Origin of the sequence: Paracoccus versutus, from assembly GCF_000763885.1 — a bacterium.
Classification (GTDB): Bacteria; Pseudomonadota; Alphaproteobacteria; order Rhodobacterales; family Rhodobacteraceae; genus Paracoccus; species Paracoccus versutus.
Genome location: NZ_JRKO01000076.1, coordinates 1 through 20,350 on the forward strand (window position 1 = coordinate 1; position 20,350 = coordinate 20,350).

General features: G+C 71.6%; 25 protein-coding genes. 1 reads left to right on the forward strand and 24 read right to left on the reverse strand.

Annotated features, from left to right (window positions below; genetic code table 11):
- From IT40_RS23395 to IT40_RS23505, 23 genes are all read right to left on the reverse strand, one after another.
- Window positions 1-203: C40 family peptidase (locus IT40_RS23395; RefSeq protein ID WP_036760268.1), on the reverse strand; the 203-nt coding region annotated here is incomplete at its 3' end.
- Window positions 200-1,018, reverse strand: a complete 819-nt coding sequence (locus IT40_RS23400) for a DUF2163 domain-containing protein (protein ID WP_036760244.1) — start codon at window positions 1,016-1,018, stop codon at window positions 200-202. The genes IT40_RS23400 and IT40_RS23395, both read right to left, overlap by 4 nt.
- A complete protein-coding gene (locus IT40_RS23405; RefSeq protein ID WP_036760246.1) occupies window positions 1,015-1,647 on the reverse strand; it encodes a DUF2460 domain-containing protein in 633 nt (210 codons plus the stop codon). Before IT40_RS23405 ends, IT40_RS23400 begins: the two co-directional genes overlap by 4 nt.
- Before the next feature lie 3 nt (window positions 1,648-1,650).
- Entirely contained in the window at window positions 1,651-2,313 is a 663-nt protein-coding gene (locus IT40_RS23410) for a phage tail tape measure protein (RefSeq protein ID WP_036760248.1), read from the reverse strand.
- A gap of 24 nt (window positions 2,314-2,337) precedes the next feature.
- Complete coding sequence (locus IT40_RS23415; protein WP_036760250.1) at window positions 2,338-2,547, reverse strand: phage tail assembly chaperone; 210 nt, start codon at window positions 2,545-2,547, stop codon at window positions 2,338-2,340.
- Window positions 2,544-2,861 (reverse strand): gene transfer agent family protein, encoded by a 318-nt coding sequence (locus IT40_RS23420; protein WP_036760252.1) that lies wholly within the window; start codon window positions 2,859-2,861, stop codon window positions 2,544-2,546. The genes IT40_RS23415 and IT40_RS23420 overlap by 4 nt, the downstream gene beginning before the upstream one ends.
- A 1-nt stretch (window position 2,862) precedes the next feature.
- Window positions 2,863-3,276 carry a phage major tail protein, TP901-1 family gene (locus tag IT40_RS23425; RefSeq protein WP_024843686.1) on the reverse strand — a complete coding sequence of 138 codons (414 nt, stop codon included), beginning with the start codon at window positions 3,274-3,276 and terminating at the stop codon, window positions 2,863-2,865.
- Window positions 3,277-3,288: 12 nt separating this feature from the next.
- On the reverse strand, window positions 3,289-3,708 hold the full coding sequence (locus IT40_RS23430) for a DUF3168 domain-containing protein (protein ID WP_036760253.1): 420 nt from the start codon (window positions 3,706-3,708) through the stop codon (window positions 3,289-3,291).
- On the reverse strand, window positions 3,705-4,055 hold the full coding sequence (locus IT40_RS23435; protein ID WP_036760254.1) for a head-tail adaptor protein: 351 nt from the start codon (window positions 4,053-4,055) through the stop codon (window positions 3,705-3,707). Before IT40_RS23435 ends, IT40_RS23430 begins: the two co-directional genes overlap by 4 nt.
- Complete coding sequence (locus IT40_RS23440; protein ID WP_036760255.1) at window positions 4,052-4,675, reverse strand: head-tail connector protein; 624 nt, start codon at window positions 4,673-4,675, stop codon at window positions 4,052-4,054. Before IT40_RS23440 ends, IT40_RS23435 begins: the two co-directional genes overlap by 4 nt.
- 127 nt (window positions 4,676-4,802) lie before the next feature.
- On the reverse strand, window positions 4,803-5,969 hold the full coding sequence (locus IT40_RS23445) for a phage major capsid protein (protein WP_036760269.1): 1,167 nt from the start codon (window positions 5,967-5,969) through the stop codon (window positions 4,803-4,805).
- Window positions 5,970-5,992: 23 nt separating this feature from the next.
- Window positions 5,993-6,550, reverse strand: coding sequence for an HK97 family phage prohead protease (locus IT40_RS23450; RefSeq protein WP_036760256.1), 558 nt, complete (start codon window positions 6,548-6,550; stop codon window positions 5,993-5,995).
- Complete coding sequence (locus IT40_RS23455; protein ID WP_024843692.1) at window positions 6,531-6,764, reverse strand: GTA head formation protein, RCAP_rcc01685 family; 234 nt, start codon at window positions 6,762-6,764, stop codon at window positions 6,531-6,533. The genes IT40_RS23450 and IT40_RS23455 overlap by 20 nt, the downstream gene beginning before the upstream one ends.
- A 1-nt stretch (window position 6,765) precedes the next feature.
- Window positions 6,766-7,965, reverse strand: a complete 1,200-nt coding sequence (locus IT40_RS23460) for a phage portal protein (RefSeq protein WP_036760257.1) — start codon at window positions 7,963-7,965, stop codon at window positions 6,766-6,768.
- Window positions 7,966-8,113: 148 nt separating this feature from the next.
- The gene (locus IT40_RS23465) at window positions 8,114-9,505 is read right to left on the reverse strand and encodes a DNA-packaging protein (protein ID WP_208021310.1); all 1,392 of its coding nucleotides are present in this window, start codon (window positions 9,503-9,505) and stop codon (window positions 8,114-8,116) included.
- Entirely contained in the window at window positions 9,405-9,764 is a 360-nt protein-coding gene (locus IT40_RS23470; protein ID WP_052096250.1) for a hypothetical protein, read from the reverse strand. Before IT40_RS23470 ends, IT40_RS23465 begins: the two co-directional genes overlap by 101 nt.
- 318 nt (window positions 9,765-10,082) lie before the next feature.
- Window positions 10,083-11,261 carry an endolytic transglycosylase MltG gene (mltG, locus tag IT40_RS23475; protein WP_036760259.1) on the reverse strand — a complete coding sequence of 393 codons (1,179 nt, stop codon included), beginning with the start codon at window positions 11,259-11,261 and terminating at the stop codon, window positions 10,083-10,085.
- Complete coding sequence (gene fabF / locus IT40_RS23480) at window positions 11,258-12,520, reverse strand: beta-ketoacyl-ACP synthase II (RefSeq protein WP_036760260.1); 1,263 nt, start codon at window positions 12,518-12,520, stop codon at window positions 11,258-11,260. Before fabF ends, mltG begins: the two co-directional genes overlap by 4 nt.
- 107 nt (window positions 12,521-12,627) lie before the next feature.
- A complete protein-coding gene (locus IT40_RS23485; RefSeq protein ID WP_036760261.1) occupies window positions 12,628-13,398 on the reverse strand; it encodes an enoyl-CoA hydratase-related protein in 771 nt (256 codons plus the stop codon).
- A gap of 9 nt (window positions 13,399-13,407) precedes the next feature.
- The gene (locus tag IT40_RS23490) at window positions 13,408-14,535 is read right to left on the reverse strand and encodes an acyl-CoA dehydrogenase family protein (protein WP_036760262.1); all 1,128 of its coding nucleotides are present in this window, start codon (window positions 14,533-14,535) and stop codon (window positions 13,408-13,410) included.
- Entirely contained in the window at window positions 14,532-15,713 is a 1,182-nt protein-coding gene (locus tag IT40_RS23495) for an acetyl-CoA C-acyltransferase (protein WP_036760263.1), read from the reverse strand. The genes IT40_RS23490 and IT40_RS23495 overlap by 4 nt, the downstream gene beginning before the upstream one ends.
- A 26-nt stretch (window positions 15,714-15,739) precedes the next feature.
- Window positions 15,740-16,507: an SDR family NAD(P)-dependent oxidoreductase gene (locus IT40_RS23500; RefSeq protein WP_036760264.1), complete on the reverse strand. Its 768-nt coding sequence runs from the start codon at window positions 16,505-16,507 to the stop codon at window positions 15,740-15,742.
- A gap of 9 nt (window positions 16,508-16,516) precedes the next feature.
- Window positions 16,517-18,175, reverse strand: a complete 1,659-nt coding sequence (locus tag IT40_RS23505; protein ID WP_036760265.1) for an AMP-binding protein — start codon at window positions 18,173-18,175, stop codon at window positions 16,517-16,519.
- A gap of 128 nt (window positions 18,176-18,303) precedes the next feature.
- On the opposite strand from IT40_RS23505, the gene IT40_RS23510 reads away from it, so the two are divergent.
- Window positions 18,304-19,326 carry an AraC family transcriptional regulator gene (locus IT40_RS23510; protein WP_036760266.1) on the forward strand — a complete coding sequence of 341 codons (1,023 nt, stop codon included), beginning with the start codon at window positions 18,304-18,306 and terminating at the stop codon, window positions 19,324-19,326.
- Here IT40_RS23510 and IT40_RS23515 read toward each other — a convergent pair.
- The gene (locus IT40_RS23515) at window positions 19,283-20,266 is read right to left on the reverse strand and encodes a Fic family protein (RefSeq protein ID WP_036760267.1); all 984 of its coding nucleotides are present in this window, start codon (window positions 20,264-20,266) and stop codon (window positions 19,283-19,285) included. The genes IT40_RS23510 and IT40_RS23515 overlap by 44 nt on opposite strands.
- Between the last annotated feature and the right edge of the window lie 84 nt (window positions 20,267-20,350).

Sequence of the window (20,350 nt, forward strand, 5' to 3'; positions counted from 1 at the left end):
GCCCCGGCCAGCAGCAGCTCGGCCCCGCCCATCTCGCCCCAATCGGGGGTATAGGCCGGCAGCGCCTCGGGCTCGGCGCCGCAAACGTCGCGCCAGACGCCCCGCACCAGCCCCAGGCAATCGGTCCCGGCCCCCTTGACCGAGCCCTGGTGCACATAGGGCGTCCCGATCCAGCCCCGCGCCGCCCTGACCACCGCGCTCATCGGTTCACCTTGGGCGCGATCAGCCAATCCTCGGGCGGCAGATGCGGAAAGCCGCGAAAGTTCTGGAAATTCAGGAACTTCGTCCGGCAGGTCTCGGCCCGCTTGTCGCAGCCCGCCTCCAGCCGCACCCGGTCGCCCGCGGCGGGCCGGATGCCCAGCGCGGTCCACAACTCGACCTCGCGCCGCGCGCCGGGCAGGGCGGCATCCGCCTTGACCAGGCCCGACAGCCCCTCGGCCGCGCCGGTCAGCACGACCAGCCGGCCATGCTCGAACCAGCCGCCGTCATGGCCGGCGATGCCCGACAGCGCCAGCCGGCCCTCATCCTCGGCCTCGACCACGCCCTCGGCCGAATAGCCGGCTCGCGCCAGGTCGAACCGGCACTGCCCGTCCCCCAGCATGGCCGAGCAGCGCGGATGATAGACCCGCCCCTGCGCCCGGTTCAGCGGCTCGGACAGGCCGCGCAACTCGGCGCGGAACGCCGCGCCGCTGCGCACCACCTCGCCCAGATGGCCGCGAAAGACCAGCCGGCGGTTCGCGCTGTCGGTCCAGTCCACCTCCCACAGCCGCACATCGGCGCCGTCCCAGCGCCCGGCCATCAGGTCGCGCTCGGTGATGGCGCTGTCCGACAGCGCCCCCACCGCCTCGCTGTTGTCCACCGACAGGCCCAGGCCCTGCACCAGCGCCCGCGCGCTCAGCCCGCTGTCGGGGCGGAAGGTCACGCCGTCGAAGGACAGCGCCAGGTCGTGGTCGGTAAAGCCCAGCACCAGCCCGTCGCGCCGCGCGACCGCCCAGGCCCGCGCAATCGTCTCGGTCATGCCCGCACCTCCACCACCGGCACCTGCGGCAGGTCGCCCGCCTGGAAGGACGCGACCGAGACCGCGATCCGGTCGGTGTCGAAGCGCACCGGCACGTCGAACTCGAACCCCGCCGTGACCACGGCCCCCGGCTCGGGCGGCGCGGCAAAGCTGACCACGCCCGTCGCCCAGTCGACGGCGAAATCCACCCCGGCGCGCAGCTCGACATTCCCGGCCCCGGCCAGCACCGTGCCCTGGACCGGCTTCGCCACCGGCCGCCAATAGCGCGCCGGACCCGAGGCATAGGCCTTGCGCAGCGCAAACTCGCGCCGCACCCCGTCGCCCATGCCGATCTCCTGGTCCTGGAAGCTCACCGCGGCGCTTGGCGCGCAGGACTTGCAATCCGCCCAGTCCTTCCAGCGAAACCCGTGCATCTGCCCGGCCCGCGCCTCGAAAAAGGCGATCAGCGCCGCCACGTCGTCCAGCGAGCGCAAGCCCAGCCCGGCGTCATAGCGCCGCCGCGAATGCGCCCAGGGCGTGCGCCGCTCCTCGTGGCCGTTGGTCAGCGCGACGATTTCCGTCCGCCGCTCCGGCCCGCCGACCGAGCCGAAGGACAGGTTCGCCGGGAACCTGATCTCGTGAAATGCCATGGCTCACCCGTTCCTTTCCCCGCGCGCCAGCAGCCGGCCCATCTGCGCGGCGATCTGGCTCTGGCTGCGCTGGAACCCCGCCACGTCGGGGGTCGAGACGTTGAAGGTCACGCTGACCGGCCGCCCCCCGCCCTGGGCCGCGACCCCCAGCCGCCCGTCCGCGCCGCGGCGCAAGGGCATGATCGCCTCGGCCCCGGCCTCGCCCATCAGCCCGGTCGCGCCGCGCATCGGGAAATAGGTCGGCTGGCTCACCACGCCCCCCTTGGCAAAGGGCATCACCCGCCCCTGCGCGAAGGCGGCGCCATCCGCAAAGGGCAGCGCCGCCGAGACCATGCCGTTCACCCCCTGCGCGATCGCCCCGGCCAGCGCCTGCTCGATCGGCTTCATCGCCACGGCGAATGCGCTGTCGGCCATGCTGCGCGCGATGCCCTTCAGCGCGTCCGACAGCTTCATGCCGTCGAAGGCCAGCCCCGAGAACGCCCGGCGCAGCCCGCTGCCGATGCCCGATGTCAGCGTGCCCACCTCGCGGTTGGTATGGACCATCGAGGCCCGCAGCCGCGCCAGCTCGGCGTCGAACTCCGCCGCCAGCCGCGCGCTCTGCTCCAGCCCCCGGCCCAGCGCAGGACCGTCCTCGTCCAGCCGGTCCAATCCGTCCTTGTTCGCCATGACGGCGCCTCCTTTTCCCTCATGCTAACCGGCGGGCCGGTCGGGATAGCGCGCGACCAGCTCGGCCAGCCGGTCGCGCGTCATCGCCGCGCCCCGCGCCTCGACGCCCAGCATCAACGCCAGCTCGGCCGGGGTCAGCGCCCAGAACTCGGCGGGCGTCAGCCCCAGTCCGCCCAGCCGCGCCGGGCCCAGGCCCATGCGCATCAGCCCCGGCCAGTCCAGCCCGCCGCTCATGCGCCCTCGATGCGAAAGGCCCGCGCCAGCAGCGCCGCCGCCGCATGGGCCGCGGCGACCGGCCCGCCGCGCAGGTCCGCCGAGGCCAGCGCGTCCATGCCGCCCGGCCAGCCGCCCGCCCGCAGGCCCGCGACCAGCACCGCCATCACGTCGCGGCTGGAAAACCGCCCGCCCTCGAAGCGCTCGACCAGCGCGATCATGCTTTCCGCGCCCAGCTCGGCCTCAAGCCCGGCCAGCGCGCCCAGCGTCAGCCGGGCGACATGGCGCCGCCCGTCCAGCCAGATCTCGACCTCGCCCGCCAGCGGATTGGCCATCTCAGAACGCGACGAAGCTGATCGCGCCCGCGCTTGCCATGGAAATCTCATAGGTCGCCTCGCCATTGTAACTGCCCGCATATTCCAGCGCCGTGATCTGGAACGGCCCCTCGACCGTGCCGAAATCCGGGATCACCACCTGGAAGCGCGGCACCTCGCCGTCGAAGAACACCTGCCGCGCGCGCTCGTCCGTGGTCCCGTCCCGGAACACCCCCGACCCCGAGATGCTGGCCGAGCGCACCCCCGCGCCCGCCAGCAGCTCGCGCCAGCGCCCCTCGCTTTCCAGGCTCGTCACGTCCACCGTCTCGGCATTGAAGCCCAGCCGGGTCGCCCGCAGCCCCGCCACGGTCTCGAAATGGCCGTCGCCGGTCATGTCCATCTTGATCAGCAGGTCGCGTCCGTTCTGCACCGCCATCACCGTCTCTCCTCAACCCAGGTCGATGCGCGCGCGAAAGGTCAGGTCGACCCGCCGCCCCGCGCCGTTTTCCGCCCGCCGCGCGCGGGCGCGCAGGAACCACAGCCCCGCCAGGTGCCCGCGATCCAGCGCCATGTCGGCCGCCTCCAGCGCCTCGCTGACCGCGACCGCCGCCGCCTTGACCGCGCCGAAGCCGCCCGCCGCCTCGGCCCCCGACAGGACCGAGACGACGAAATCATGCACCGCGCCGCCGGCCGTCATGTCGCCCGCGTCGCGCACCTCCTCGGGGCCCAGCGAGACATACAGCCCCGCCGGCGCCGCCACCGGCATGGCGTCATAGATCGCGTCGCCCACCAGCGCCGCCAGCGCGCCGTCCTCGCGCAGGCGGCGATAGACCGCGGCCTGCAGCGCGGCCGTTGCAAGATAGCTCATGCCAGGGACTCCTCTTTCGCGATGCAGACCAGCCAGCGGCCGCCGGCATCGCTCTCGGCCACCGCCTCGATGCGAAAGCGCCGGGCGGCCGCGCCCTCGCCCAGCCGCAGCCGCTGCTCGGGGCGCGGGCGGCGGGCATCGCCGGCAGGCGCCGCCCTGACGGTGATCCGCCAGGTCACGACGCTCTGCGCCCCCACCTCGGCGATGCGCTCCGCCCCCGCGCCCGACCGCATCTCGGCCCAGAGGCGCCCGACCTCCTGCCAGGTCAGGCGGAACCCGCCCATCCCGTCGGGCACCCGGACCGGGGATTCCACGACCAGCGGCACCGTCGGCCGCGGCGCCCTCATGCCCGGCCGCGCGACTGGCCGCGCCCCCCCAGCACCCGGACCGAGCGCCAGCGCTCGATCAGCGCGCTGACGCCAAAGGGCAGCGCCCCCGCCGAGCCCTCGAAGCTGCGATCCTCGTGATAGCGCGCGGCCAGCAGCAGCACCGCCTGCGCCAGGTCGGCCGGCAGCCCGGCCCATTCCGCCGCGAACCCGGCGCGAAAGGTGATCTCGGCGAACCCGCCCGAGGGCACCGCCGGCAGGAACGTCCCCACCGGCGCCAGCACCGGCCGCTGCATGTCCGGGACCAGCCGCCAGGCCGCCGGATCGACCGGCACCGCCGCGCCCGCCGCATCGGCGATCCCGACCGCCTCGACCGCCTCGACCGGGGCCAGCGGCAAGGGCTGGCCCTCGGGGTCGCGCCATTCCTCCAGCCGCAGCCGGAACCGCCGGGCCAGCAGCACCTTGCCGGTGCGCGCCTCGACGGTGGCGACGGCCGCGCGCAGGAAACCCGCCAGCGCCGCGGTCTCGGCCCCATCATCGGCGCCGCCCAGGTCGAACCCCGTCCCCAGCCGCAGATGGTCCCGCAGCACCGCGACGGGCAGCGCCCCAGCTGCGGGCGCCGTCACTTCCACAAGCATCATCCTCGTCTCTCCCACTCGCAGGGCTTCGGGCAAAAGGGGGCCGCGCCGCTGCACCCTCGCGCGCGCGGACAGTTGCACTTGCCAGCAGGGCGCAGATCCCCGGCGCGGCCCCCGCTTCGGCCCCGGATCAGCCGAAGACCATCAGCTTGACGGCACGGGCGTCGGTGACGCCGCCGCCCACCCGCTTGGTGGCGTAGAACAGCACATGCGGCTTGGCCGAGAAGGGATCGCGCAGCACCCGCAGGTCCGGCCGCTCGACGATGGTATAGGCCGAGCGGAAATCGCCGAAGGCGATGGAATGCGAGCCCTGCGCGATGTCGGGCATGTCCTCGCAGACCAGCACCGGATAACCCAGAAGCTGCGCCGGCTGGCCCATGGCCAGGCTGTCCGCCCACAGGAAGCGGCCGTCCGCGTCGCGCATCTTGCGCACCGCGGCGGCGGTCTTGGAATTCATCACGAAGCTCGCATTGGCGCGGTATTGCGCGCCCAGCGCATAGACCAGGTCGATCAGCGCATTCGCCGGGTTGGTCGCGGCGAAATCGCCGTTCCCGCCCGACGGGATGGTGCCGATCTGCACATTGGTCGCGGTGCCGTTCGGCGCCTTGGCATGGGTCAGGATGCCGCGCGGCTTGTTCACGCCGTCGCCGCCGATGAAGGCCATGGCCTCGGCGCGGGCGAATTTCTCGGCGATGCGCCCGGCCAGCCAGGTCTCGACGTCGAAGGCGGCATCGTCCAGCAGGCGCTGGCTGGCCTTGGGCATGGCGGAAAGCTCATGCACCGGGATCACCACCCGCTGCACGGTGGGGGTGCCGGTCTCGGCCTGGGCCGTGGCCTCGGTGGCCCAGCCATGGGCGATGTCGCCCATGTCCACCAGCACCTCGTAGCTGGCCGATTCCACCGCCACCACATTGGCGACCCGGCGCAGCGAAGCGGTGACGTTCAGCGCCTCCTGCACCTGCATGGCCACCGTCGGCGCCACCAGGAAGCCGCCGTCCGAGCCGGTGGTCATCGCCTTGCCCTCCAGCGGCAGGCCACGCAGCGCGCCGTCGTCGCCATGGCGGATATAGGCGTCGAAGGCCTTCTGGTGCGGCGCGCCCTGGTCGGCCTCGGCCGACAGGGGGGCGCGGGCGCGGGAAATCGTCTTGCGGTCCAGCATGGTCATGCGTTCTTCCTGTGCTTCCAATCGGTTCTGAATCTCGCTGCGGAATGCCTTCAACTCCTGGACAAAGCCCAGCATCTCGGCCCCCAGGTCGCCGGGCACATCCGCCCCGGCCGCGGCTTTCACCTCGGTCATGATCCCCTCCGTTTCGGTGAAACTCACTTGGCGCGCAGCGCCAGCGTCGCGGCCCGGAAGGCCGCCGCCATCTCGTGCAGCCGGTCCGACTTGGTCCCGACCTTGGCCTCGGCCAGCATCGGGAACGTCACCAGCGACACCTCCCACAGCTCGACCTCGGAAAGCAGGCGCCGGCCCTTGCCGTCGCGCTCGGCGGAAACGGTGCGATAGCCGATCGACAGCCCGTCGATGGCGCCCGCCGCGACCAGCGCCGCCGCCTCGCGGGCCTGGGCGATCTCGGGCAGAAGCCGCCCCTTGACCCAAAGCCCCTTCTCGTCCTCGCGGATCTCCTCCCAGACGCCGATGGGCCGGGCGGGATCGTGCTGCCACAGCATCCGCACCCGGTCGCCGCGCGCCTCCAGCCGCTTCAGGCTGGCGGCATAGGCGCCCCGGACCACGACGTCGCCGCCCTGATCGGTCAGGCCGAACAGGCTCGCATAGCCCTCGATCCGCGTGCCCTCGGCCACCACCGGCCCGCCGGCGGCATATTTCAGCTCCAGCCCGTCGTTCTTATGATCCACCTCAGCCTCCTTTCGGCGCATATTCCAGAATCGACTGCACCGCCTGGGTCAGGATGACCGCGACGACGCCATAGACGGTCATCCACAACCGCCGCTCCAGCCCCTCGATCAGCGCCTCGATGCGCTCCAGCCGGCGCTCCACCTGGGAAAATTGCAGCGCCATGATCCGCTCCTGCGTCTCCAGGCGCTGGTCGTGCCAGTCGAAGGGCTCCTTGACGAAACGCGAGCCCTCCATCTCACCCCTCCCCCTCCGGCAGGGGCGGCAGCCCCAGCGCCGCCCGCTTCTCGGCCGGGGTCAGGAAGCCGGCCTCGCCGACGCGCTTCCATTGCTGGTCGCGCTCCTCGGCCAGGGCCGGCACTTGGTCGGGATCGGCGCGCAGGTCGATCTCGGCCCCCAGGTGCTCGGACAGCCACCAGGCCAGGGCGCCGGCCACGCGCGAGACCAGCGGCAGCACCGTCAGCCGGTAGAAGGCGCGGTGCGCCTCGGCGTAATTGGCATAGGTCGCCTCGCCGGGAATGCCGATCAGCATCGGCGGCACGCCGAAGGCCTGCGCGATCTCGCGCGCAGCGGCCAGCTTGGTCTGGTGGAACTCCATGTCGCTCGGCGAAAACCCCATCGGCTTCCAGTCGAGCCCGCCCTCCAGCAGCATCGGCCGCCCGGCGTTCCTCGCGCCCTGGTGATGCATCTCCATCTCGGTCACAAGGCGCTCGTACTGGTCCGGCGACAGGCTGCCCTGGCCGTCGGCGCCGCGGTAGACGATGGCGCCACTGGGCCGCGCCGCATTGTCCAGAAGCGCCTTGGACCAGCTCGAGGCGCTGTTGTGGACATCCACCGCCACCGCGGCCGCCTGCATGGGCGACAGCCCGCGATGGTCGTCCAGCGGATGAAAGCTGCGGATATGGCAGATCGGATCGGGACTGCCGGCCATGTCGAAGCGGACCTTGCGCCCGCCCACGCCATATTCATAGGCGACCGGCCAGCCGTCCGGCCCCGGCACCACCGCCATCCGGTCCGCGCGCAGCACGTGCAGCTCGGCCGGCAGTCCCTTCGCGCCCTCGCCCACCGCCTCCAGATAGCCGTCGCCGCTCAGCAGGATCTGGCCGTAGAGCGCCTCGAACAGCTCGGCCCGGCCCTGGCCCGGATTGGGCCGGCGCAAGAGGTCCAGCACCGGATGCACCTCATAGCGGCGCTCGCGGTCCTGGCAGATCAGCGGCACGGCCGCGGCCGCCTCGGCGATCAGCCGCACGGCGCGGAACCCGACCGGATTGCCGACGAAGCCCAGGCGCATCAGGCTGACCGTGTCGCGCGGCGACCAGACCACGCGGCCCGAACCCGCCGCCAGCGCCACCAGCTTGCCGGCGGCGCTGGCCTTCTTCTCGACCGCGACGGGCGGCCTCGCGGGCGCAGCCCCCCGCCCGAACCAGGGAAATGCCATCGGTTCCTCCTGAATCCCAAAGAAAAAGGGGCCGCGCCCGCGGCCCCTCCCGGACCCCGAAAGGCCCTTCTCCGTTTCGAAAATACCCTGGGGGGAGCGCCTGCGGCCCCCCGTCGAGGGGGGCCGCAGGCGCGGGGGGCAAAGCCCCCTAAAGCCCCCGCACCGCCGGGCGCAGGTGATGCGCCCCCGGCTCGATCATCAGCTCGTGGATCGCCCAGACCAGCGCATCCAGCCGGTCTGGCGACCCCCTGCCGTCATAGCCCGCGACCGTCATGCGGCACATCTGCTCCTCCAGCAGCCCCAGCCCGCGCAGGTGGCTGACCCGCCCCTGCTCGTAAAGCGCCGCCACCGGCTCGGCGCGCAAGCCCTTGCCGCGCCCCGCCCGCAGGGCGCGGAACGGCACCAGCGGATCGACCTGGCGGATCACGCTCTCGACCAGGTCGCCGCCCTGGTTGACCTCGGCCACCAGCCGCTCGGCCCCGTGCCGCCGCATCGCCGCGATCGCCGCCCGCGCCCAGTCCAGGGGCCCGCCCCGGACCGAGGCATCCTCCAGCACACAGGCCCGCCAATCCGTCACCGGCCCCTCGGCCACCACCCCGGCGACCACGATGCCGCATTCGTCCGAAGCCGCCCCCGCCGTCACCGCCGGATCGACCGCGACGACGATGCGCGACAGCGCCGGCACCGCCTCGGCGCGGCAGCGCTCCAGCAGGCCCGCGCTCCACAGCGCCCCCTCGACATCCTCCAGCAGCAACCCCTCCAGCTCCTGCCGCCCCAGCCGGGTGCCGCCATAGCGCGCCTGCACCTCGGCCAGGAAGCTCTCGGCCAGATAGGCCCGGTTCGCGTCGGTCGGCGCATGGGTGGTCACGGTCGAGGACTGCCGCAACAGCCGCTTCAGCACCGCCACGTTGCGCGGCGTGGTGGTGACGACCTGCTGCGGATGCGGCCCCAGCCGCAGCGCGAATTGCAGCATGTCCCAGCATTCCTCGGCCTTCTTCCACTTGGCCAGCTCGTCGACCCAGGCCGCGTCGAACTGCGGCCCGCGCAGCGCCTCGGGCTCATGGGCCGAGTATAGCTGCGCCGTGGCCCCGTTCGGCCAGACCAGCCGCCGCCGCCCCGCCTCCCATTCCGGCCGCCGGTCCGGCGGGGACGAGGCCAGGATCCCCGATTCCCCGAACACCATCACGTCGCGCGCCTGGTCCAGCGTCTCGCTGACCAGCGCCACCCGGCGCGCGCGGCCCGGCGCCTCGGGGGTCGCGCCCTCGACCTGGGCGCGCACCCATTCGGCGCCGGCGCGGGTCTTGCCCGCGCCGCGCCCGCCCATGATCACCCAGCTCTTCCAGTCGCCCTCGGGCGGCAGCTGGTGCGGCAGCGCCCAGAACTCGAAAAGCCAGGGCAGCGCCGCCAGCGCATTGTCGCCCAGCCCCCCCAGGAACGCGTCAACCTCCTCGGGCCCGGCGCAGGCAAGCCAGGCGGCGCCCGATCTCGTCTCGTGCCGCGTCAAGGTCGAGTGCGCCTGCACCGACCCGCCCGGCAGCATCCTTGCGAAGCTTGTCAACCTTGCTCCTTTCCTCCAGCACCATCTGGGTCGCGGCCCGCAGTTCGCGCACCAGCTTGCCGGATTCCTTCAACTCGCCGGTCTCGCCGGCCTCGATCCTTTCCCGCAGCCGGTTCAGCTCGGCCGCATAGGACCGGAACAGCCCATCCGCGATCTCCAGCACGTTTGTGTCCGCCGCCTCGGCGCCGGGCACGAAAGGCCCTTCCGGCGCCTGCGGCCCCGGATCGAAACTCTTGGTCATTCTTGATCGCCCTGCCCTCGTGTGCCTGTCCGCACGAGCGAGACATGAAAAAAGCGGCCTCGGGGTCGCCCCCCGGCCGCTTGCCCATCTCTCCCAGCATGGGTAATTTCTACTTCAGGGCGTGCGCCGAGTCAACGCAAAACCCCCGGTTGATCGCCGCGGCGCCGATTTCCCCCGCAAGAACAACCTGTTACCCCACGCAACACCGCAGCGCACGCCCGGCGCAACACCCGCCGCCGCCGGGTCCGGGGCGCAGGCATGCGCCTTCTCCGTTCCCCAAATACCCAAAAAAACCGACCGGCCCTCCGGCAAGGCCGATCAGTCGCCCTGCACCGGCGACAGCGGCTGGCCGCGCTGGCGCTCGATCTCGCGCCAGCGGGCGACGTTGCGGTTGTGCTCCTCCAGCGTGCGGGCAAAGGCGTGCCCGCCCGAGCCGTCGGCCACGAAGAACACGTAATCGGTATCTTCCGGGTCCATCGCCGCGGCGATGGCGGCCCGGCCGGGATTGGCGATGGGCGTCGGCGGCAGCCCGTCGATCTGGTAGGTGTTGTAGGGCGTGCGCCGCCGCAGTTCCGAGGCGCGGATGCCGCGGTCCAGGACCCCCTTGCCGCCGGTGATGCCGTAGATCACCGTCGGGTCGGTTTCCAGCCGCATCCCCTGCCGCATCCGGTTGACAAAGACGCTGGCCACCATCCGCCGCTCGTTCGGCTGCCCGGTCTCCTTCTCGATGATCGAGGCCATGACCAGCGCCTCCTCGGGCGTGGCATAGGGCAGGTCGGGCTCGCGCGCCTCCCAGGCCGCGGCCAGGATCGCCGCCTGCCGCCGCTCCATCTCGGCCAGCAGCGCGGCGCGGTCGGCGCCCTTCTCGACGTCGTAGGTGTCGGGGGCAAGGCTGCCTTCCTCGGGCAGGTCCGCGACCTCGCCGCCCAGGAAGCCGGCCTGCTTCAGCCCCTCGGCCACCTGCCAGCTCGTCACCCCCTCGGCGACCGAGATGCGCAGCCGCGCATCCGGCTTGGCTTCCGCGGCCGCGATGACCTCGGGCGCGGGCTCGCTGGCGGGGTTGTATTTCGCCTGCTCGGCAAAGACCCCGGTCTCGGCATCCATGTCGCGCAGGATCACCGAGTTCTCGCGCACGCCGATGCGGAACACCACCTCGGTGCCGCAGGTGCTGGGACCGCCGGCGGTGATGACCCGGACGATCTCCTCCATGCTGGACTGCGGCGGCATCAGGTAGGAGCCGTATTTCAGATCGCGCGATTTCCCGGCATAATCGGCGCCCGCCCGGAAGATATAGGCATTGGACACCACGCCCTGCTCGGCCAGCTGCTGGCTGACCGCGTTCAGGCTGGCGCCGGGGGCCACGCGCACGCAGGCGGCCACGGCGCTGGGGCCGGGCCGGGTGTATTCGTGCTTGCCCCAGGCGATGGCCGCCGCGACCGCGATCAGGATCACGATCAGCAGCGTCAGGAAATTCGACGCGATGTGGCGCCAGATCATTCCTTGACCCGTCCCATCACCAGGCTGGCATTGGTGCCACCGAAGCCGAAGCTGTTGGACAGCACATGGTCCACCTTGCGCCGCACCGCGGCATTGGCGGCCAGGTCGATCGGCGTCTCGCGCGCCTGGTCGTCCAGGTTGATGGTCGGCGGGCAGATCTGGTCGCGGATCGCCAGGATGCAGAAGATCGCCTCGACCGCGCCCGCCGCGCCCAGCAGGTGCCCGATGCTCGACTTGGTCGAGGACATCACCACATTGCCCGCCGCATCGCCCATCAGCCGCTCGACCGCGCCCAGTTCGATCACGTCGGCCATGGTCGAGGTGCCATGCGCGTTGATATAGTCCAGCTCGCCCGGCGTCAGGTTCGCCCGCTTCAGCGCGTTGGTCATGCTGCGGAAGCCGCCGTCGCCGTCCTCGCTGGGGGCGGTGATGTGATAGGCGTCGCCCGACAGGCCATAGCCCAGGATCTCGGCATAGATCCTGGCGCCGCGCGCCTTGGCATGCTCGTATTCCTCCAGCACGACGACGCCGGCGCCCTCGCCCATGACGAAGCCGTCGCGGTCCACGTCCCAGGGCCGGCTGGCCGCCTGGGGGTCGTCCTCGCGCTTGGTGGACAGCGCCTTGCAGGCGTTGAAGCCGGCGATGCCGATCTCGCAGATCGGACTCTCGGCGCCGCCCGCGATCATCACGTCCGCATCGCCCAGCATGATCAGCCGCGCCGCGTCGCCGATGGCATGCGCCCCGGTCGAGCAGGCCGTGACCACCGCATGGTTCGGCCCCTTGAAGCCGAAGCGGATCGAGACCTGGCCCGAGACCAGGTTGATCAGCGCCCCCGGAATGAAGAAGGGCGAGACCCGCTTCGGCCCGCGTTCCTTGATCAGCACCGCGGTATCGGCGATCGAGGAAAGCCCGCCGATGCCCGAGCCGATCATGACCCCGGTGCGCTCGCGCTCGTCCTCGTTCGCCGGCTCCCAGCCGGAATCCTTCACCGCCTGCGTCGCGGCGGCCATGCCGTAAAGGATGAAGTCGTCGACCTTGCGCCGGTCCTTGGGCTCCATCCAGTCGTCGGGGTTGAACGTCCCGCCCGAGCCGTCGCCAAAGGGGAGCTCGCAGGCATATTTCGTCGCCACGTCCTTGGTGTCGAACCGGGTGATCGGTCCGGCGCCGGATTCCCCGGCCAGAAGCTTCGACCAGGTCTCCTCGACCCCCGAGGCCAGCGGCGTGACCATCCCCAGTCCGGTGACGACAACTCTGCGCATGCACGGGCTCCCTTCGCAACGCTCAATCGGGCAGGTTCTACACGCCGCCCGCCCGCCGCGCAACGCAAAGCGCCGCCCGGCCGGCGGGCTGCCGCCCCCGGTTCCGGTCAGTCGCGGTGAAACTCCGGCTTGCGCTTTTCCAGGAAGGCCCGCATGCCCTCGCGCTGGCCCTCGGTGCCGAACAGCCGGTGGAACAGCCGCCGTTCCCAGGCCACGCCCTCGGCCAGCGACAGCTCCTCGGCCCGCATCACCGCCTCGCGCGCCAGCCGCGTCGCCGGCCGCGAATAGCCGGCGATCTGCCGCGCCGCCGCCATCGCCTCGGGCACGACCTGATCGTCGGGCACCACCCGCGCCACCAGCCCGGCGCGCAGCGCCTCGGCCGCGTCCATCATCCGCCCGGTCAGGTGCAGGTCCATCGACAGCGCCCGCCCGATCAGCTTCGTCATCCGCTGCGTGCCGCCCATGCCGGCGATCACCCCCAGCTTGACCTCGGGCTGGCCGAATTTCGCCCCCTCGCCGGCGATGGCGAAATCGCACATCATCATCAGCTCGCAGCCGCCGCCCAGGGCATAGCCGTTCACCGCCGCGATCTTCGGCGTGCGCGTCGCGGCGAAGCGGTCCCAGATGGCAAAGAAATCCGCCTCGACCATTGCCTCGGCGCTTTTCTCGGCCATTTCCGAAATATCCGCCCCCGCGGCGAAGGCGCGGTCCGAGCCGGTGACGACGATGGCCCCCACCCCCCGGTCCGCGTCCAGCGCCTCGGCCGCCGCCGTCAGCTCCCCGGCCAGGGCCGAGTTCAGCGCGTTCAGCGCCTCGGGCCGGTTCAGGCGGATCAGCGCCACCCGACCCTCCCGCGTGATCTCGATCAGCTCAGCCATGCTCCCCCCTCACAGGTTGCGGGCGATGACGAGGCGCTGCACCTCGCTCGTCCCTTCGTAGATCTGGGTCACGCGCACGTCGCGATAGATGCGCTCGACCGGGTAATCGGCCAGGTAGCCGTAGCCGCCATGGATCTGGATCGCCGCCGAACAGACCTTCTCCGCCATTTCCGAGGCGAAGAGCTTGGCCATGCTGGCCTCGGTCAGGCAGGGCTTGCCCGCCTCGCGCAGCATGGCCGCGCGCAGCACCATCAGCCGCGCCGCGTCGATCTGCACCGCCATGTCGGCCAGCCTGAAGGCCACCGCCTGATGCTCGATGATCGGCCGGCCGAAGGTGATGCGTTCGCGCGCATAGGCCAGCGCCGCCTCATAGGCGCCGCGCGCCATGCCGACCGCCTGCGCGGCGATGCCGATGCGCCCGCCCTCCAGGTTCGACAGCGCGATCCGGTAGCCCTCGCCCTCTTCGCCCAGCCGGTTCTCGACCGGCACCCGCATCCCGCTGAACGCCAGCGCGCAGGTGTCCGACGAATGCTGCCCCAGCTTGTGCTCGACCGAGACGACCTCGTAGCCCGGCGTATCCGTCGGCACGATGAAGGCGGAAATCCCCTTCTTCCCCGCCGCCGCATCGGTCACGGCAAAGACGATCACCACCGAGCCGTTCTTGCCGCTGGTGATGAACTGCTTGCTGCCGTCGATGACATAATACCCGCCCTCGCGCCGCGCCCGCGTGCGCAGGTTCGACGCGTCCGAGCCGGCATGCGGCTCGGTCAGCGCAAAGCCGCCGATCCATTCGCCGCTGGCCATCCTGGGCAGGAAGCGCGCCTTCTGCTCGTCGGTGCCGAAGCGCAGGATCGGCACGCAGCCGACCGAGCTATGCACCGACATGATGGTCGAGCACGCCCCGTCCGCCGCCGCGATCTCCTCCAGCGCCAGCGCATAGGCGACCGTGCCGGTCTCCGACCCGCCATGCTCCTCGGGCACCAGCATGCCCAGGAACCCAAGCGCGCCCATCTCGGTCAGTTCGGCGCGCGGAAAGGCGTGCGCCCGGTCGCGCGCCGCCGCCCCCGGCGCCAGCCGCTCTTGCGCAAAGTCGCGCACGGCGTCGCGGATCTGCTCCTGTTCCTCGGTCAGCATCATGCCATCCTCTCGATGGCGACCGCCGTCGCCTCGCCCCCGCCGATGCAAAGCGTGGCGATGCCGCGCTGGCCGCCATGCGTCTCCAGCGCCGCCAGCAGCGTGACCAGCACCCGCGCGCCCGACGCGCCGATGGGATGGCCCAGCGCGCAGGCGCCGCCATGGATATTCACCACCTCATGCGACAGGCCCAGATCGCGCATCGCCGCCATGGCGACCACGGCGAAAGCCTCGTTCACCTCGAACAGGTCGTAATCCGAAAGCGCCGTCCCGGTCCGCTCCAGCAACCGCCGGACCGCGCCGATGGGCGCGGTCGGAAACAGCCCCGGCTTGTCGGCAAAGGTCGCGTGCCCGAGGATCCGCGCCCGCGGGGTCAGCCCGCGCCGCTCGGCCTCGGAGGCCCGCATCAAGACCAGCGCCGCCGCCCCGTCCGAGATCGACGAGGAATTCGCCGCCGTCACCGTGCCCCCCGGCCGGAAGGCCGGCTTCAGCGTCGGGATCTTGTCCAGCCGTGCCTTGCCCGGCTGCTCGTCGGTATCGACCACCACCTCGCCGCCGCGGCTCTTGACCGTCACCGGCGCGATCTCGCCCGCGAAATGCCCGGCGGCAATCGCCTTCTGCGCGCGGGTCAGCGAGGAAATCGCGAACTCGTCCTGCGCTTGCCGTGTGAACTGATAGGCTTCGGCGCAATCCTCGGCGAATGTGCCCATCAGCCGGCCCTTGTCATAGGCGTCCTCCAGCCCGTCCAGGAACATGTGGTCCATGACCTGCCCATGGCCCATGCGATAGCCCGAGCGCGCCTTCGGCAGCAGATAGGGCGCGTTCGACATGCTCTCCATGCCGCCCGCGACCACGACATCGGCCGAGCCGGCCAGGATCAGGTCATGGCCCAGCATCGCCGCCTTCATGCCCGAGCCGCACATCTTGTTGACGGTCGTGGCCCCCGCGCCCAGGGGCAGGCCCGCGCCCAGCGCCGCCTGCCGCGCCGGGGCCTGGCCCTGGCCGGCGGGCAGCACGCAGCCCATGATGATCTCGTCCACCGCCTGCGGGTCCAGGCCGCCCAGCGCGGCGCGGATCGCGGTCGCGCCCAGCGCCGCGGCCTCGACCCCGGCGAAATCGCCCTGGAAACCGCCCATCGGCGTGCGGGCCGCGCCCGTGATGACAATCGGATCGGTGCTCATGATGACTCTCCCCTATTTCGGCGGCCTTATTTCGGCGCCATGCGCAGCGCGCCGTCCAGCCGGATGACCTCGCCGTTCAGCATCTGGTTTTCGACGATATGGCGCACCAGCGCCGCATATTCTGCAGGATTGCCCAGCCGCGGCGGGAAAGGCACGTTGGCGCCCAGGCTGTCCTGCACCTCCTGCGGCAGCCCGGCCATCATCGGCGTGGCAAAGATGCCCGGCGCGATGGTCATCACCCTTATGCCATGCCGCGCCAGTTCCCGCGCCGCCGGCAGGGTCAGCGCCGCGACGCCGCCCTTCGAGGCCGCATAGGCCGCCTGCCCGATCTGCCCGTCATAGGCCGCGATCGAGGCGGTGTTGACGATCACCCCGCGCTCGCCGCCCTCGCCCGGCGCGTTCTTCGCCATGGCATCGGCGGCCAGCCGCAGCATGTTGAAGGTGCCCACCAGGTTGATCTGGATGGCGCGGGCAAAGCTCTCCAGCCCATGCGGCCCCTCGCGCCCGACGATCTTCTCGCCCGGAGCCACGCCGGCGCAGTTCACCGCCACGTCGATCCGGCCGAAAGCCTCCAGCGCCGCGGCGATGGCCGCCTCGCCCTCCGGGCCGCTGGTCACGTCGGTCCTGACGAAACGCGCCGCCGCGCCCAGTTCCGCCGCCATCGCCGCGCCGGCCTCGGCATTGACGTCCAGCAGCACCGCCCGCGCACCCGCGCCGACCGCCATGCGCGCCACCGCCGCGCCCAGGCCGGAGCCGGCGCCTGTGATCACAAAAACCCCGTTCTCGATCTGCATGGTATCCCCCTACCTCTGCGCCAGTTTCTCGACTTCCGCCTTGCGCAGGATGAAGCGCTGGATCTTGCCGCTCGGCGTCTTCGGCAGGTCGGCGACAAACTCGATCATCCGGGGATAGGCATGGGCCGACAAGCGTTTCTTCACGTGCTGCGCCAGTTCCTCGCGCAGCGCCTCGGTCCCCTCGACGCCCTTGGCCAGCACCACGAAGGCTTTCACCACCTCGGTCCGCTCGGGGTCGGGCACGCCGACCACCGCCGCCTCGACCACGGCCGGATGCTCGATCAGCGCGCTTTCCACGTCGAAGGGGCCGATGCGATAGCCCGAGGATGTGATCACATCGTCCGACCGGCCGATGAAGCTGATCGACCCGTCCGGCTCGAACTCCACCGAATCGCCGGTGCGGTAATAGCCCCCCGCCAGCGCCGGCGTCGCCTGGTTCAGGTAGCCCGAAAACCACATCAGCGGCGACCGCTTCATGTCGATGGCCAGCACGCCCGGCTGGTTCGGCCCCAGTTCGCAGCCCGCATCGTCCAGCACCACCACGCGATAGCCCGGCATGGCGAGGCCGGCCGAGCCCGGACGCACCGGATGCTCCAGCCCGTGATGGTTGTTCACGCACATGCCCATCTCGGTCTGGCCGTAATGGTCATGGATCGGCACCGCCAGATGCTCGGCGAACCAGCGGATGATCTCGGGGTTCAGCGGCTCGCCGGCGGAACTGACCACCCGCAGCTGCCCCTTGACCGCCGCGGCCGCCTCCGGCCCCGCCGCGATCAGCAGCCGGTAGGCGGTGGGCGAGCCGGCAAGGCTCGTCACCCCCATGCGCCCGATGATGCGATAGGTGGTCTCGGCGGTAAAGCCGCCCTCGTAGAAGATCGTCGCCTGCCCCAGCAGCAAGGGCCCGGTCAGCGCGTAATACAGCCCATAGGCCCAGCCCGGATCGGCGATGTTCCAGAACACGTCGCTTTCGCGCAGGTCCACCGCATCGCGCATATAGGCGCCAAAGGCCAAGAGCGCCCGCAAGGGCACCGGCACCCCCTTGGGCAGGCCGGTGGTGCCCGAGGTGGACATCATCATGAACAGATCCTCGCCGCGCCGCATCACCGGCTCGAACGCGTCCGAGGCCATGGCCAGCGCCTCGCGGAAATCCACGTCGCCCGGCGCCAGCGGCCCGGCGCCGCGCAACACGGCGACCAGCGGGCAGTCCTCGACCTCGTCCAGCTTGGGCCGCTGGGCGGCATTCGTCACCACCAGCTTGGCGCCGCTGGTCCTCAGCCGATGCTCGATCGCCTTGGGGCCGAAGGCGGTGAACAGCGGCTGGTAGACCGCGCCCAGCCGCCAGGCACCCAGCACCGTCGCGACCAGTTCGACCGTGCGCGGCAACAGCCCGGCGACCACGTCGCCCGGCCGGACGCCCTTGTCGCGCATCAGGTTCGCCGCCCGCGCCGCCATGCCGCGCAGGTCCTCGAAGGTGTATTCCGTCAGCGCCTCGTCCGGCGACAGGCAGCGCAGCGCCACCCGGTTCGCGCCGCAATGGCGGTCGCAGCATTCGACGCAGGCGTTCAGCCCGGTCTCCAGGTCGCCGCGCAGCCCGGCGATGGCGTCCTCGATACGGAACCGCGCCACGGCCTCGTCATAGCGCGTCCGGGACAGGGTGGTCGCAGACATGTCTCTCCTCCTCAACTCTCCCGCATTCCGCGGTTTCCCCGAGTTCGGCGGCAGCTTAGCGCCGGCGACATTGCAAACAATGCCATTGGCGGCCAGAATATCTGATCGGTTTTGCAACAAGGGGCGCCATGGAACGCCGCACCATCACCCCCGGCTTCGTCGAGGACGCGCTGGACTGCCTTCACCGCCGCAGCATCGACCCCGCCCCGCTCCTGGCGCAATCCGGCATCCCGGCCCTGGGCGAGCCGGTCTCGAACCTGCAATACGGCAAGCTCTGGCTGGCCATCGCCGACCGCATCCGCGACGAATTCTTCGACGAGGCCGCCCGCCCCATGCGCCCCGGCAGCTTCCAGCTGCTCTGCCAGGCGGCGCTGCATGCCGGCACGCTGGAGCGCGCCCTGCGCCGGGCGCTGCTGTTCCTGTCGGTCACGCTCGACGACCCCACCGGCACCCTGCGCCTGCGCGACGGCCAGGCCGAGATCGTGCTGCGCGACGCCGGCCCGCCGCGCCGCGCCTTCGCCTATCGCACCTACTGGCTGATCCTGCTGGGCGTCATGTGCTGGCTGATCGGCCGCCGCATCCCGCTGATGCAGGTGGATTTCGCCTGCCCCGCGCCGGAGAACCGCCGCGACTACCACCAGTTCTTCGGCGCGCCGGTGCATTTCGGCCAGCCCGCCAGCCGGCTGACCTTTGCCGCCAGCTACCTCGCCCTGCCCACCATCCGCAGCGAAAAGGCGCTGGAAGGCTTCCTGCGCGGCGCGCCCGCCAACATCCTTCTGCGCTATCGCCACGACCAGGGGCTTTCCGCGCGCATCCGCGCCCGGCTGCGCGCCGCCGCGCCCGAGGACTGGCCGGATTTCGACCGCCTCGCCGCCGAGCTGCGCCTGTCCCCCGCCACCCTGCGCCGCCGATTGCGGGCCGAGGGCCAGGGCTTCGCCGCCATCCGCGCCGAGATCCGGCTGATGCGCGCGCGCCAGCTTCTACGCGACACCGACCTCAGCGTGGCCGAGATCGCGGCCCGCCTGGGCTATGGCGAACCCAGCGCCTTCCACCGCGCCTTCCTGAAGATCGCCGGCACCACGCCGGCCGCCTTCCGCCGCGACGCGCTCAGCCCGCCAGCATCCACAGCCGGAACCGCCGCCCGCCGGTGATCTCGCGCGCCAGGCCCAGCGCCTTCATCCGCGACAGCATCCGCTCGGCGGTGTCGCGGCTGATGCCGGCGCTTTCCTCCAGCATCGCCGCGTTCAGCAAGGGATGCGCCGCCAGCGCCCGGATCACCCGGCCGGCGTTCTCGCCCTTGACCCCGGCCATCGCCTCCAGCGCGCGGGCCTGCCAGTCGGCCACCCGCGCCAGTTCGTGCCGCGCATCCTGGATCCCGGCGGTGACTGCGGCAAGATGCCGCGCCACGCGCTCCGCCGGGCTGCCGCCATCGACCCAGACCCCGCGGCCATGCCGGCCCAGCGGCACGAAGCGCAGCGCCTCGCAGCCCTCGGCCATGTCGCGCGCGGTCCATGTCGCGGGCTCGGCCAGCATCTCGGGCGCCGACAGACCGCAGAGCCGCCACAGCACCCGCAGCGCCGCCGCCCTGACCAGCGGCGACAGCCCCGCGACCTGCCCGGCCAGGTCGCGGAACTCGGCCACCGCCGCGTCGAAATCCCGGCCCGTCGGCCGCGTCGCCAGCAACGCGTCCAGCCCGGAAACCGCGGCCCGGTGCAGCCCCAGGAAGCCGCGCAGGTCGCGCGCATCGCCCTGCCCCTCCAGCCGGCGGATGCCCCAGCGCGCCAGCCGCATCGCCTCCAGGTCGGCGCCGGCCCGCGCCTCCATCAGGTCGCGGCCGATCTCCTCGCGGCGCAAGGGCGTGCCCTGCGCCCATAGCATCGCCTCGACCTCGATCAGCGCCAGCCGGCGGTTGGCGCCGGCCCGCGCCTCGGGCTCCAGCGCCGCCACCGCGCCCTCCAGCCGCCCCAGCGCGAATGCGGCGCGGGCCAGTTCCGCGGCCTGCCCGGCCTCGGCGGAAAACCACGCCGAGGCATCAAAAAACTGGTGCGCGACCGATTTTCCGTGATATTCTATGTCCGAAGCGGATGGCATGTTTCCCGACCTGCAAGCAGCCTTATCCGCAGAATAACCCCATTTTGCGGATCAATGGAAGAGGGGGCGTTCACCCCCCTGCCC

Coding starts and splice junctions, on each gene's coding strand:
- IT40_RS23515 (WP_036760267.1), bottom strand. CDS start 20,266: ATGCCATCCGCTTCGGACATAGAATATCACGGAAAATCGGTCGCGCAC.
- IT40_RS23420 (WP_036760252.1), bottom strand. CDS start 2,861: ATGGCCAATCCGCTGGCGGGCGAGGTCGAGATCTGGCTGGACGGGCGG.
- IT40_RS23400 (WP_036760244.1), bottom strand. CDS start 1,018: ATGACCGAGACGATTGCGCGGGCCTGGGCGGTCGCGCGGCGCGACGGG.
- IT40_RS23430 (WP_036760253.1), bottom strand. CDS start 3,708: ATGAGCTATCTTGCAACGGCCGCGCTGCAGGCCGCGGTCTATCGCCGC.
- mltG (WP_036760259.1), bottom strand. CDS start 11,261: ATGATCTGGCGCCACATCGCGTCGAATTTCCTGACGCTGCTGATCGTG.
- IT40_RS23460 (WP_036760257.1), bottom strand. CDS start 7,965: ATGGCATTTCCCTGGTTCGGGCGGGGGGCTGCGCCCGCGAGGCCGCCC.
- IT40_RS23415 (WP_036760250.1), bottom strand. CDS start 2,547: ATGAGCGGCGGGCTGGACTGGCCGGGGCTGATGCGCATGGGCCTGGGC.
- IT40_RS23435 (WP_036760254.1), bottom strand. CDS start 4,055: ATGAGGGCGCCGCGGCCGACGGTGCCGCTGGTCGTGGAATCCCCGGTC.
- IT40_RS23505 (WP_036760265.1), bottom strand. CDS start 18,175: ATGTCTGCGACCACCCTGTCCCGGACGCGCTATGACGAGGCCGTGGCG.
- IT40_RS23465 (WP_208021310.1), bottom strand. CDS start 9,505: ATGCTGCCGGGCGGGTCGGTGCAGGCGCACTCGACCTTGACGCGGCAC.
- IT40_RS23445 (WP_036760269.1), bottom strand. CDS start 5,969: ATGACCGAGGTGAAAGCCGCGGCCGGGGCGGATGTGCCCGGCGACCTG.
- IT40_RS23490 (WP_036760262.1), bottom strand. CDS start 14,535: ATGATGCTGACCGAGGAACAGGAGCAGATCCGCGACGCCGTGCGCGAC.
- IT40_RS23470 (WP_052096250.1), bottom strand. CDS start 9,764: ATGACCAAGAGTTTCGATCCGGGGCCGCAGGCGCCGGAAGGGCCTTTC.
- IT40_RS23425 (WP_024843686.1), bottom strand. CDS start 3,276: ATGGCGGTGCAGAACGGACGCGACCTGCTGATCAAGATGGACATGACC.
- IT40_RS23450 (WP_036760256.1), bottom strand. CDS start 6,550: ATGCGCCGAAAGGAGGCTGAGGTGGATCATAAGAACGACGGGCTGGAG.
- IT40_RS23405 (WP_036760246.1), bottom strand. CDS start 1,647: ATGGCATTTCACGAGATCAGGTTCCCGGCGAACCTGTCCTTCGGCTCG.
- IT40_RS23440 (WP_036760255.1), bottom strand. CDS start 4,675: ATGATGCTTGTGGAAGTGACGGCGCCCGCAGCTGGGGCGCTGCCCGTC.
- IT40_RS23500 (WP_036760264.1), bottom strand. CDS start 16,507: ATGCAGATCGAGAACGGGGTTTTTGTGATCACAGGCGCCGGCTCCGGC.
- IT40_RS23410 (WP_036760248.1), bottom strand. CDS start 2,313: ATGGCGAACAAGGACGGATTGGACCGGCTGGACGAGGACGGTCCTGCG.
- IT40_RS23510 (WP_036760266.1), top strand. CDS start 18,304: ATGGAACGCCGCACCATCACCCCCGGCTTCGTCGAGGACGCGCTGGAC.
- IT40_RS23495 (WP_036760263.1), bottom strand. CDS start 15,713: ATGAGCACCGATCCGATTGTCATCACGGGCGCGGCCCGCACGCCGATG.
- IT40_RS23485 (WP_036760261.1), bottom strand. CDS start 13,398: ATGGCTGAGCTGATCGAGATCACGCGGGAGGGTCGGGTGGCGCTGATC.
- IT40_RS23455 (WP_024843692.1), bottom strand. CDS start 6,764: ATGGAGGGCTCGCGTTTCGTCAAGGAGCCCTTCGACTGGCACGACCAG.
- fabF (WP_036760260.1), bottom strand. CDS start 12,520: ATGCGCAGAGTTGTCGTCACCGGACTGGGGATGGTCACGCCGCTGGCC.